We start from the raw sequence: 12,191 nt of genomic DNA, 5'->3' as shown, positions 1-12,191 counted from the left end.
ACCCCATACGTGAAGAAGGGGCGGGGGGGGTGGGGGGTAAAAGCCCCCCCCGAGGTGGTTTGGGAGGTGGGGGGGCGAGTTAAAACGCGCGGGAGGGGGGGGGGGTAGGGAATAGGGGCGCCCCCCCCCCCGGGGGCGCCGCCCGCCTGAAAAGTAAGAAAACTGCAGCTCAGCAGCTCAGTGCTTACCGCCCTGGGCCTCAAGTCGCTTGATCGAGGCCTCGACCTCGGCCTCGGCCTCGCTACGGCCCACCCAGTTCGCGCCCTCAACGGACTTGCCGGGCTCCAGGTCCTTGTACACCTCGAAGAAGTGCTGGATCTCCAGGCGGTCGAACTCCGACACATGGTGAATGTCCCGCAGGTGCTCCACCCGGGGGTCGGACGCCGGTACGCACAGCAGTTTGTCGTCGCCGCCCGCCTCGTCCGTCATCCGGAACATGCCGATCGCCCGGCACTTGATCAGGCACCCCGGAAAGGTCGGCTCGTCGAGGATGACCAGCGCGTCCAGCGGGTCGCCGTCCTCACCGAGCGTGTTCTCCACGAAGCCGTAGTCGGCCGGGTAGCTGGTCGAAGTGAAGAGTCGACGGTCGAGGCGGATACGACCGGTCTCGTGGTCCACCTCGTACTTGTTCCGCGAACCCTTCGGGATCTCGATGGTGACGTCGAACTCCACGGGTGGCTCCTCCATGATCAACAGTTAACCCCTCCGGCCTCAGGGCCCGCGGTGTCGCGAGCCACTGACCCTCGCCCGACTGCCCGGCGCCGTCGCGGCACAGTCACTGCTGCGCCGCTGCGCCCTTCGTGGCGGCGACACCATGTCACCACCACACGCCGCACATCTGACTCGGTCCTCGACCCGCCGTTTCCTCCGCGCTCCCTGAGGCCGGAGGGACTACTTCGGGTGGTTAAGTGTCCCTCACGCAGGTGTGTGGTGGCGAAAGGGGCTGGTCCGAGGTGCCCGAGGCCAGATCGTGGCAGTTCAGGTGGGCGGTCGAACGGTGGCGGGCGCAGCCGGAGTGGCATCTTCCAGTGGTATCCGCCCTGGTGGGACTGGTTGTCGCGGCCGGTGCGGTCACGGTGGCCGGTCCCTGGGACTCCGGTCAGCGTACGGCCGAGCGGGAGCTGGCAGCGGCCGGAGGACGTACAGGTGGCGAGCATCACGGTGACCGGCCCGGTGGGCGCTCCGGCAAGGCGGCCGGCGCCGCCCCCCGCGCCGTCGCCGTACTGGCCGCGCTGGGCGCGGGCACCGGCCCCGCCCCGTCCCCGGACCCGGTGCCGCCGCCCACCGGGGACGGCCTCGCCGACTCCCTGGCGCCACTGCTGAAGGATCCGGCGCTCGGCCCGCTGCGTACGGCGTCCATCGCCGACGCCACGACCGGCAAGCAGCTCTACGGCGCGGACGCGGGCAAGGTCGCGGTCCCGGCCTCCACCGTCAAGATCGCCACAGCCGTGGCCGCGCTCGACGCGCTCGGGCCCGACCACCGCATCGCGACGACCGTCGTCGCGGGCCCGGGCGACGAGGAGGTCGTGCTGGTCGGCGGCGGCGACCCGACCCTCACGGCCCGGAAGACGGACGGTAAGGCCGCCGCGGGCACCGAGGAGCCCGCCAGTCTGCTCACCCTCGCTGACGAGACCGCCCGCGCCCTGAAGGACCGCGGCACGAAGAAGGTCTCGGTCGCCTACGACACATCGCTCTACTCCGGGCCCGAGCTGCACCGGATCGGCCTCAACGAGAACATCGCCCCCGTCAGCCCTCTGATGGCCGACGAGAGCCGCCTCGACGGCAGCGGCAGTGGCCCGGCGCCGCGCGTGGCCGACCCGGCCGTGGACGCGGCCCAGAAGTTCGCCGGGCTGCTCCGCGACCGCGGCATCGACACCGAGGGCGATCCGCACCGTACGACCGCCGGCCCCAAGTCCGAACGGCTCGCCGCCGTGCAGTCGCTGCCCCTCTCCTCCCTCGTCGAGCGGACGCTGACCACCAGCGACAACGACATCGCCGAAGCTCTCGCCCGGCAGACCGCGCTCGCCGGCGACGAGCCGGCGAGTTTCGAGGGCGCGGGCCGTGCCGTGACGGCCCGGCTCAAGAAGCTGGACCTTCCGCTCGACGGTGCGCGCTTCGCCGACGGCAGCGGCCTGGACCGGGACGACAAGATCTCCGCGGCCCTCCTCGCCCAGCTGCTCGTACGGGCCGCGGACCCGCAGCGGCCCCAGCTGCGACCGGTCCTCACCGGCCTTCCGGTGGCGGGTTTCAGCGGCACCCTGCGCAGCCGGTACGCGGACGCCCCGGCGGGCTCGGGCATGGTCCGCGCCAAGACCGGCACGCTCACCGGGGTGAACACCCTGGCCGGTACGGTCGTGGACGCCGACGGCCGTCTCCTGACCTTCGCCTTCATGACTGCCGATTCCCCGGATCCCGGCGGTGCCCAGAAGGCCCTGGACCGCCTCGCATCGGCGGTCGCCAACTGCGGCTGCCGCTGACCTCGCGGACCGGGGGGCGGTCCCGGCGGGGCTTTGGCGGTGCGGCCCGCGCGGCGTCACCGGACAGCTCGTCGTACGAAGGCCGCAGCCTCCGACCCGTACGCCGCCGCCGTGCGTGAGCCCGGACTCCTGGGCCCGGTCCACGGGCCCAGGCCCCGTACGCCCCGCTGGAGGACTCAAGGCAGTGCGACCAGCCCGTCCGTTGTCCCGGTCGTCGCACCGCGAACCCGCACTCCCGGCCTCAACCCCTCTCCGCAAGCGCAGCGCACCACGTACCGTGAAGCCATGACGAGCATCGGTGGTGTGGAGATGGTCGACTGGAATCTCGCGGTGGCGACCGCGACCAGGCTTGTGCGGCCGGGGCCCGAGGTCACCCGGGACGAGGCGCGAGCCGTCGTCGCCGAGCTGCGCCGGCACGCCAAGTCCTCCGAGGAGCACGTGCGGTCGTTCACCCGGCTGGCCGAGCCCGGTGCCGAGGGGCACGACGAGTCCCCGGCCGGGGTACCGCCGGTCCTCGTCGTCGACCGGGCCGGGTGGATCAAGGCGAACGTCGCCGGCTTCCGCGAGCTCCTCAAGCCGCTGCTGGAGAAGATGCAGGACCGCCGTGCCGGCACACCCGGCGGAACCGTGCTCGGCGCGGTCGGCGGCAAGGTCACCGGTGTCGAACTCGGGATGCTGCTGTCGTTCCTCGCCTCCCGCGTGCTCGGCCAGTACGAGACGTTCGCCCCCGCCACCCGCGATCTCCCCGCAGGCACGAGCTCCGGGGGGCGGCTGCTGCTCGTGGCCCCCAACATCGTCCACGTGGAGCGGGAACTCGACGTCCAGCCCCACGATTTCCGGCTCTGGGTGTGCCTGCACGAGGAGACCCATCGCACCCAGTTCACCGCCGTCCCCTGGCTGCGGGACCACATCGAGGGCGAGATCCAGTCCTTCCTCGGCGAGACCGAGATCGACCCGAGCACACTGTTCGAGCGCCTCCGCGAGGCCGTCCAATCCCTGTCCGGCAACCGGCCGGAGGGTGCGGAGGACGGCGGCCGCAGCATCGTCGAGCTGGTCCAGACTCCCGCGCAGCGCGAGATCCTGGCCCGCCTCACCGCCGTGATGTCGCTGCTCGAGGGGCACGCGGACTACGTGATGGACGGCGTCGGCCCACAGGTGGTGCCGTCGGTCGCCGAGATCCGGGAGAAGTTCCAGAAGCGCCGGGCCACCGGCGCGGGCCGGCTGGACCAGGCCCTGCGCAAGCTGCTCGGCCTCGACGCCAAACTGCGGCAGTACCGTGACGGCGAGCGGTTCGTGAGGGCCGTCGTGGAGGAGGTCGGCATGGCCGGCTTCAACCGGGTCTGGACCTCCCCGAACACCCTCCCGACCAAGTCGGAGATCGCCAGACCGGCGGACTGGGTCGCGCGGGTGCACAGCAAGTCCGAGGGCGGACCGTAGGGCAGAGACGCGAGAACGGCGCGTCCGTCCGCAGAAGGGCGCCCGTGTAATCACCCTTCCGAGGGACCGTGGCCCACGGGTAGGCCGTGCAATGCTCGGGCAACAGCTCGTCTCTGTCACCATCTACATACTCAGCGTGACCGAACATTCGGTGACCGAGTGACTGAGCCCCAGAAGGCCCCCGAGCCCCCCTCGATGACAGGAAGGGAACCAGACATGGGTCCCCATCCAGCGGTCGCAGCGATACGCCTGGCAGTCCGCCGCGTTCTTCACGACATTCTCAATGATCAGTCTCGTGGCGAGCCGCCGCACGACGGCCCGCTCGTTCTCGTCGCCTGCAGCGGCGGCGCCGACTCCATGGCGCTCGCCTCGGCCCTCGCCTTCGAGGCCCCCAAGCTGAACATCCGGGCCGGTGGCGTCACGATCGACCACGGCCTCCAGCCCGGTTCCGGTCTGCGCGCGGCCGAGGTCGTCGCGCGGCTCGGTGCCCTGCGCCTCGACCCGGTCGAGGCGATCCCGGTGCGCGTCGGACGGGCGGGCGGCCCCGAGGCGGCCGCCCGGGACGCCCGGTACGCCGCCCTGGACGCCGCCGCCGAGCGGCACGGCGCCGCCGCCGTTCTCCTCGGTCACACCCGCGACGACCAAGCGGAAACCGTCCTGCTCGGGCTCGCCCGCGGCTCCGGCACGCGCTCGCTGTCCGGCATGGCAGCCGTCTCCGGCTCGGGCGGCCGCTACCGGCGCCCCTTCCTCCATCTCGACCGGCAGACCGCCCGTAAGGCCTGCCTGGTCCAGTCCCTGCCGGTCTGGGACGACCCGCACAACACCGACCCGTCCTACACCCGCTCCCGGCTCCGCCACGAAGGGCTGCCCGCCCTGGAGAAGTCCCTGGGCAAAGGTGTGATCGAGGCGCTCGCCCGGACCGCCCAGCTGTCCCGCGACGACGCCGACGCGCTGGACGCCTGGGCCGCCGACGTCGAGCGCACCGTGCTCGCGGACCCCGCCGCGGACGGCAGGGACGGATTCGCCGCCCTGGACACCGCCAAACTCTTCGTACTGCCGTCCGCGGTGCGCCGCCGCGTGCTGCGCCGCGCGGCCATCGCCGCGGGCTCTCCGCCCGGCTCCCTGTTCGCCAAACACATCGAGGAAGTGGACCGGCTGATCACCGGCTGGCGCGGCCAAGGAGTCATCAACCTCCCCGGCCGGGTCGAGGTCCAACGGCGGTGTGGCAGTCTGGTGATTCGGCGACGCGACGAGGCCGCCGCCGAGCACTGAGCCGAAACCTTCGGCCGCGCATAGGGCCGTACGGGCTGTGAGCCGTGCGCACCCGGCCGGGCCGAGACGACCGAGAGTGACGCGGGTGGACGACAAGGACATGGGCACCGATCTTCAGTCGGTGCTCATCACCAAGGAAGAGATCGACGCCAAGCTGGCTGAGCTGGCTGCGAAGATCGACGCGGAATACGCGGGCAAGAACCTGCTGATCGTCGGTGTGCTCAAGGGTGCCGTGATGGTGATGGCGGACCTCGCGCGAGCGCTGTCCTCCCCGGTCACGATGGACTGGATGGCGGTTTCCTCGTACGGCGCGGGCACCAAGTCCTCCGGAGTCGTACGGATCCTCAAGGACCTCGACACCGACATCGCGGGCCGGGACGTACTGATCGTCGAGGACATCATCGACTCCGGGCTGACGCTGTCCTGGCTGCTGTCGAACCTGAGCTCGCGCGGACCGGCCTCGCTCAACGTCTGCGCGCTGCTGCGCAAACCCGATGCCGCCAAGGTCGCCATCGATGTGAAGTACGTCGGCTTCGACATCCCCAACGAGTTCGTGGTCGGCTACGGTCTCGACTACGCCGAGAAGTACCGCAACCTGCCTTTCGTCGGCACCCTGGCGCCGCACGTCTACGGCGGCTGACCCCGGCGACCGCCGCGTTCCGCCACGGGAACCCCTCGCGGTTTCCCGCCGTTGGAGCATGGGAAGGCGGTTTTGTTAACCGTCCTGGGCAGCGGCGGGGGACAATGCTGGGGTACGGTCCGAAGGTCAGTCTTTAAAGGTCGAGTAATACACCGTATGCACAGACGGCTCCATCAGAGAGTCGCCGTGCCTCACTGTGGCAGGAGGGACGGGGCGCCAGCGCCCCGTATGGATGGACGTGAAGCGCTACTTCCGTGGGCCAGTCATGTGGATCGTGCTGGCCGTCCTTGCCGTGGTCGTGTTGATGCAGGTCGTCGGCTCGTCCGGCGGCTACAAGACGGTGGACACCGGCCAGGTCGTCAAGTCGATCGCCGACAAGCAGGTCCAGTCAGCCGAGCTGACGACAGGCGACGAAAACAAGATCAAGGTCGAACTCAAGGACGGCACGAAGGTCGAGGGCAGCAACAAGCTGCAGGCCACCTATATCGGTGATCAGGGCGCTCAGCTCGCCCAGACACTGCAGGCACAGACCAACGACAGCGACAAGGGCTCGCTGCCCGACGGCTACACCGTGTCGCCGTCGAAGCAGAACCCCTTCGTCGGCGTTCTGCTCTCCCTGCTGCCGTTCGTCCTCATCGTCGTGGTCTTCCTGTTCCTGATGAATCAGATGCAGGGCGGCGGCTCCCGAGTCATGAACTTCGGGAAGTCCAAGGCCAAGCTGATCACCAAGGACACCCCGAAGACGACGTTCTCCGATGTGGCGGGAACGGACGAGGCGGTCGAGGAGCTCCAGGAGATCAAGGAGTTCCTGCAGGAGCCGGCGAAGTTCCAGGCCGTCGGCGCCAAGATCCCCAAGGGTGTGCTGCTCTACGGCCCGCCCGGCACCGGCAAGACGCTGCTCGCCCGTGCCGTCGCGGGCGAGGCGGGCGTCCCCTTCTACTCGATCTCCGGTTCCGACTTCGTCGAGATGTTCGTCGGTGTCGGTGCGTCCCGGGTCCGCGACCTGTTCGAGCAGGCCAAGGCCAACGCCCCGGCGATCGTCTTCGTCGACGAGATCGACGCCGTCGGCCGGCACCGTGGTGCGGGTCTCGGCGGCGGCCACGACGAGCGTGAGCAGACCCTGAACCAGCTGCTCGTCGAGATGGACGGCTTCGATGTGAAGGGCGGCGTGATCCTGATCGCCGCCACGAACCGGCCCGACATCCTCGACCCGGCGCTGCTTCGCCCCGGCCGGTTCGACCGGCAGATCGCCGTCGACCGTCCGGACATGCAGGGCCGTCTGGAGATCCTCAAGGTCCACCAGAAGGGCAAGCCGGTCGCGCCGGACGTCGACCTCGGCGCCGTCGCCCGTCGCACCCCGGGCTTCACCGGTGCCGATCTGTCGAACGTCCTCAACGAGGCGGCGCTGCTCACCGCGCGCAGCGACAAGAAGTTGATCAACAACCACTTCCTGGACGAGGCGATCGACCGTGTCGTGGCCGGCCCGCAGAAGCGGACCCGGATCATGAGCGACAAGGAGAAGAAGATCACCGCGTATCACGAGGGCGGACACGCCCTGGTCGCGGCGGCTTCTCCGAACAGCGACCCGGTTCACAAGATCACGATCTTGTCCCGCGGTCGAGCGCTCGGCTACACGATGGTCCTGCCGGACGAGGACAGGTACTCCACCACGCGCAACGAGATGCTGGACCAGCTCGCGTACATGCTGGGCGGCCGCGCGGCGGAGGAGCTGGTCTTCCACGACCCGACCACGGGCGCCGCGAACGACATCGAGAAGGCGACCACCACGGCTCGCGCGATGGTCACGCAGTACGGCATGACCGAGCGGCTCGGGGCGATCAAGTTCGGTTCGGACCAGTCCGAGCCCTTCCTCGGCCGTGAGATGTCTCACCAGCGTGACTACTCCGAGGAGGTCGCCGCGCTGGTCGACGAGGAGGTCAAGAAGCTCATCGAGACGGCGCACAACGAGGCCTGGGAGATCCTGGTCGAGAACCGCGACGTCCTCGACAACCTCGTCCTCGCGCTGCTCGAGAAGGAGACGCTCAACAAGGAGGAGCTCGCCGAGGTCTTCTCGACGGTCGTGAAGCGCCCGGCCCGCCCGGCGTGGACCGGCTCCTCCCGCCGTACGCCCTCCTCCCGCCCCCCGGTGCTCTCGCCCAAGGAGCTGACCATGGCCAACGGCGCCCAGCCCGCGGCCCCGGCCCCGGCCCCCACCAAGGTCTCGACGGACAAGGTGGATCTCCCGGACGAGTCCAGCTCCGACAGCTGACTGGAGGGCCCGTGCGGGCCCCGGAATGAATGCCGCGCCCCCTCGGGTTCTAATCTGAGGGGGCGCGGCACTGCTTTCTGCGGTGCTGCCCGGATGTACGAGGAACGAGGCACAGATGACCGACCCGGTGACGCTGGACGACGGGCGCATGATCGGCGAGTTCGACGAGAAGCGGGCCGAGAACGCCGTTCGTGAACTCCTCATCGCGGTCGGCGAGGACCCGGACCGCGAGGGCCTCCTGGAGACTCCGGCCCGGGTGGCGCGTGCGTACAAGGAGATATTCGGCGGTCTCTGGCAGGAGCCGCAGGATGTGCTCACGACGACCTTCGACCTCGGTCACGACGAGTTGGTCCTGGTGAAGGACATCGAGGTCTACAGCACATGTGAACACCATCTGGTGCCGTTCCACGGTGTCGCGCACGTCGGCTACATCCCGTCCACCGACGGCAAGATCACCGGGCTGTCGAAGCTCGCCCGGCTCGTCGACGTCTACGCCCGGCGCCCGCAGGTGCAGGAGCGGCTGACCACGCAGATCGCGGACTCCCTGATGGAGATACTGGAGCCGCGCGGTGCGATCGTCGTCATCGAGTGCGAGCACATGTGCATGTCGATGCGCGGTATCCGCAAGCCCGGTGCGAAGACCACCACGTCCGCGGTCCGCGGTCAGCTTCGCGACCCCGCCACCCGGTCCGAGGCGATGAGCCTGATCATGGCGCGCTGAGGTGGTTGGCGAGCCACTCCAGGGCCGGGGGGACCTCGCGGTTCCAGGTGTTGAAGTTGTGCCCGCCGCTGTCGAGGATCATCGATGAGACCTTCAGCGGGGGCTGGGCCCTGGCTATGAAATCGCGGGTGTCCTTGTAGTTGCTCTCGCCCCTCCTGCTGCTGGCCAGCAGCAGGGACACCGGCGGCATCGGGCGGTTGTCGAGCCGCCACATCAGGTTGTTCTCCTGCTCCAGCCTCTTGCTGCCGCCGAACAGGTCGCCGGTGGCCCGGTCCTGCGGTGCCTCGTACGTGGCCGAGAGACCGGCGCCGGCGGAGAAGGCCCCGGGGTGGCGCATGGTCATCTTGAGCGCGCAGTAGCCCCCCGTGGAGTTGCCGATGACACCCCAGCTACGAGCCTGCCGGCCCACCCGGTAGTGGGACGTGATGGCCTTGCGCAGGTCCTTGGTGAAGAAGGTCTCGGCCTGCGGGCCGCCCGGAACGTCCACGCACTCGGTGTCCCGCGGCGGTGCGACCGTCGGCCGCATCATGACCAGGACGGTGGGCCGCATGGTGCCCGCCTCGATGCGCCGGGCCGCCGTCCGCGGGTATTGCATGCGGCTGATCAGGTTCTCCGCCGTGCCGGGGAAGCCGGTCAGCACGAGGGCGGCCGGGAACTTCCTGCCCGCGTACTCCGGCTGGAAGTACTGCGGCGGCAGATAGACGTACGCGGGCGCCGCGATGCCCGTTATCGCGCCGTTGATCTGCACCTTGTGGATGTGCCCGGCCGTACGCGGACTGTGGCCGCCGCCCTGGACTCCTACCTTCTGCGTACCGCGCAGTTGGAGCTGCCGCGCGGTCTTCGTCCCGTCGCCGTGCTCCACGACGACGCCCATGTCCTGGTCGGCGCCGAACAGATCGGCCCATGAGCTGTAGAAGCCGAAGTAGAGGTTGGCCGCCAGGCCGCCCGCCGCGAGGAGCGACAGCTCGGTCCCCAGCAGCACGCCGACCCTCCCCAGGACCGCGGGCAGGCTGCGGCGCGCGAGCCGCGGCCACAGCCACACGGTCAGAGCGAACAGCAGCACCGCCACGACGACGGCCAGCAGCAGGACCTTCTTACTGGTGAGACCCATGGACGGCTTTCTGCAGGGGCGACCGGGCATCCGTGTCGCGACAGTGATGGTTTCCCAACGGTTTCCCGAAGGTTTCTGCCTGGAGAGCTCATGAGCTGTCCGGCATGGAACCCTGACCCGGGAACCGGCGTCCTACAGGACGCAAATTGTCCGGATGGTGCGACCAGCGGCCGCAAATGATTCTTCGACGGAACTACGGGAAGCGATGTCTGTCAGGATAGATAGCGAAAAGTCCGACGAGGTTCCGGTGCGCAGCGGTTGGTTGCGCCGGATACCGCGCGGACCGCGACCCGAGAAAGTGCCCGGACTGGTGGGCACGGCCTGCACGTTGGTGGGCCTCCTCGATGTCGCCGCAGGCGTCTTCCCGCGTTTCCGGCACAGCCGGATGCACGCCGCCGCCGAGGTGCTGCCCGGAGCCCTGGGCCCGTTCGCGGCTGCGATGGCGATCTGCGCCGGTGTACTGCTGCTGCTTCTCGCGCACGGGCTCAAGCGGCGCAAGCGCCGGGCCTGGACGGCGGCGGTCGTACTGCTCCCGGCCGGAGCGGTGGCCCAGTTCGGCTACCGGCACTCCGTCTGCGGCGCTCTGATCTCGCTCGCGCTGCTGGCACTACTGCTGCGCCACCGCAGCGAGTTCGCCGCGCTGCCGGACCCGCGCAGCCGCTGGAAGGCGCCGGTCAACTTCGCTCTGCTCGGCTCGGGCAGCGTCGGGCTGGGCATGGTGATCGTCAGCTCGCACCCGGGGAGGGTCGTCGGTGAGCCCGGCCTCACCCAGCGGCTGCAGCATGTGCTGTACGGGCTCTTCGGGTTCGAGGGGCCGGTCGACTACACGGGCCGGGTCTCCTGGACCGTCGGCTACTCGCTGGGAGCGCTCGGTCTGCTCACCGCCGTCACCACGCTCTATCTCGCGCTGCGGCCGGAGCATCCGGCCGCGCGGCTGACCGACGAGGACGAGACGCGGCTGCGCGGCCTGTTGGAGCGGCACGGCGGCCGGGACTCGCTCGGCCACTTCGCGCTGCGCCGGGACAAGGGCGTCGTCTTCTCGCCCAGCGGCAAGGCGGCGGTCTGTTACCGGGTGGTCTCCGGGGTGATGCTCGCCAGCGGCGATCCGATCGGCGATGTCGAGGCGTGGCCCGGGGCCATCGAGAAGTTCATGGAGCAGGCGCAGCTGCACTCCTGGACCCCGGCGGTGATGGGGTGCAGCGAGACAGGCGGCGAGGTGTGGACCCGGGAGACCGGCCTGGACGCGCTGGAGCTGGGCGACGAGGCCGTGGTGGCTGTCGCGGACTTCTCGCTGTCGGGGCGCGCCATGCGGAATGTGCGTCAGATGGTGAAGCGGATCGAGCGGAACGGCTACGAGACGCGGGTGCGCCGGGTCGCCGACCTCTGTACGGAAGAGCTGGAGCGCATCCAGCGGGCGGCTGCCGACTGGCGGGGGACCGACACCGAGCGGGGCTTTTCGATGGCGCTCGGGCGGATCGGGGACCCGGCGGACGGGGACTGTGTGATCGCCACGGCGCACCGGGCCGACGAGGGCGCGGAGCCGGGCCCGTACGCCGACCTGAAGGCGATTCTCCACTTCGTGCCATGGGGCACGGACGGGATGTCGCTGGAGCTGATGCGGCGTGACCGTTCGGCGGATCCGGGCATGAACGAACTGCTGATCGTGACCGCGCTGCAGGCCGCACCCGGGCTCGGGGTGAGCCGGGTGTCGCTGAACTTCGCGATGTTCCGGTCGGCGCTGGCCCGCGGGGAGCGACTGGGCGCCGGTCCGGTGCTGCGCGGATGGCGCGGACTGCTGGTCTTCCTGTCGCGGTGGTTCCAGATCGAGTCGCTGTACAAGTTCAACGCGAAGTTCCGGCCGACTTGGGAGCCGCGGTTCCTGGTCTTCCGGAACACCCGGGACCTGCCGCGGATCGGCTTCGCGGCGATGCAGGCCGAGGGCTTCGTCACGCTGGGTCTGCCGAGGCCTTTCGCCCGTCGGGACAGCGCGGGCCGGGCGCGACCGTGCGCACACCTCCCCGCGGGAGCGGCCGCCGAGCGCGAACCGCAGGCGGCGTAGTCCTCACGGGGCGCGGGAGCCCTGGGGCGCGGCCGGCCCGGCTCGTCCTTGCGTCTCCTCGGGTACGGGTACGGCGCGGTCCGCCGGGACTGCCGGGCGGACCGGTGGCCGTCGGCGCTGAGTCATCCTCGTCATCGTCCTGCGGACTCCCGGCCGCGGCAGGAGCGGCCGCCTGGTGGGCACCGGGGGCGCCTGGCCCGGTCGA

9 protein-coding genes are annotated in these 12,191 nt (G+C 70.1%); 7 read left to right on the top strand and 2 right to left on the bottom strand.

Features of this window, described 5'->3' with window-relative positions; translation table 11 throughout:
* Window positions 1-177 precede the first annotated feature (177 nt).
* Window positions 178-672 (bottom strand): inorganic diphosphatase, encoded by a 495-nt coding sequence (locus ABZW18_RS17370; protein ID WP_356188148.1) that lies wholly within the window; start codon window positions 670-672, stop codon window positions 178-180.
* Between the two features lie 356 nt (window positions 673-1,028).
* Here ABZW18_RS17370 and dacB point away from each other — a divergent pair, with 356 nt between their 5' ends.
* The 6 genes from dacB (at window position 1,029) to folE (ending at window position 8,816) form a co-directional block, all read left to right on the top strand.
* Window positions 1,029-2,477: a D-alanyl-D-alanine carboxypeptidase/D-alanyl-D-alanine-endopeptidase gene (gene dacB, locus ABZW18_RS17365; protein ID WP_356188135.1), complete on the top strand. Its 1,449-nt coding sequence runs from the start codon at window positions 1,029-1,031 to the stop codon at window positions 2,475-2,477.
* A 285-nt stretch (window positions 2,478-2,762) separates the two neighbouring features.
* Complete coding sequence (locus ABZW18_RS17360) at window positions 2,763-3,914, top strand: zinc-dependent metalloprotease (protein ID WP_356188133.1); 1,152 nt, start codon at window positions 2,763-2,765, stop codon at window positions 3,912-3,914.
* A 216-nt stretch (window positions 3,915-4,130) separates the two neighbouring features.
* Complete coding sequence (gene tilS, locus ABZW18_RS17355; protein ID WP_356188131.1) at window positions 4,131-5,186, top strand: tRNA lysidine(34) synthetase TilS; 1,056 nt, start codon at window positions 4,131-4,133, stop codon at window positions 5,184-5,186.
* Between the two features lie 100 nt (window positions 5,187-5,286).
* A complete protein-coding gene (gene hpt, locus ABZW18_RS17350; protein WP_356188146.1) occupies window positions 5,287-5,826 on the top strand; it encodes a hypoxanthine phosphoribosyltransferase in 540 nt (179 codons plus the stop codon).
* A gap of 232 nt (window positions 5,827-6,058) precedes the next feature.
* Window positions 6,059-8,095: an ATP-dependent zinc metalloprotease FtsH gene (gene ftsH / locus ABZW18_RS17345; RefSeq protein ID WP_356188144.1), complete on the top strand. Its 2,037-nt coding sequence runs from the start codon at window positions 6,059-6,061 to the stop codon at window positions 8,093-8,095.
* Between the two features lie 115 nt (window positions 8,096-8,210).
* Window positions 8,211-8,816 carry a GTP cyclohydrolase I FolE gene (gene folE / locus ABZW18_RS17340; protein WP_356188129.1) on the top strand — a complete coding sequence of 202 codons (606 nt, stop codon included), beginning with the start codon at window positions 8,211-8,213 and terminating at the stop codon, window positions 8,814-8,816.
* On the opposite strand, the gene ABZW18_RS17335 is transcribed toward folE, so the two are convergent.
* The gene (locus ABZW18_RS17335) at window positions 8,803-9,927 is read right to left on the bottom strand and encodes an alpha/beta hydrolase-fold protein (RefSeq protein WP_356188127.1); all 1,125 of its coding nucleotides are present in this window, start codon (window positions 9,925-9,927) and stop codon (window positions 8,803-8,805) included. The two genes, folE and ABZW18_RS17335, sit on opposite strands and share 14 nt — an antisense overlap.
* 205 nt (window positions 9,928-10,132) lie before the next feature.
* Between ABZW18_RS17335 and ABZW18_RS17330 the strand changes: the two genes are divergently transcribed.
* Window positions 10,133-11,986, top strand: a complete 1,854-nt coding sequence (locus ABZW18_RS17330) for a phosphatidylglycerol lysyltransferase domain-containing protein (RefSeq protein ID WP_356188125.1) — start codon at window positions 10,133-10,135, stop codon at window positions 11,984-11,986.
* The last annotated feature ends 205 nt before the right edge of the window (window positions 11,987-12,191 follow it).

Source organism: Streptomyces sp. NPDC004647 (assembly GCF_040609575.1).
GTDB lineage: Bacteria > Actinomycetota > Actinomycetes > Streptomycetales > Streptomycetaceae > Streptomyces.
Note: the sequence above shows the minus strand (reverse complement) of the source record. Positions and strands in the feature narration are given on the sequence as shown.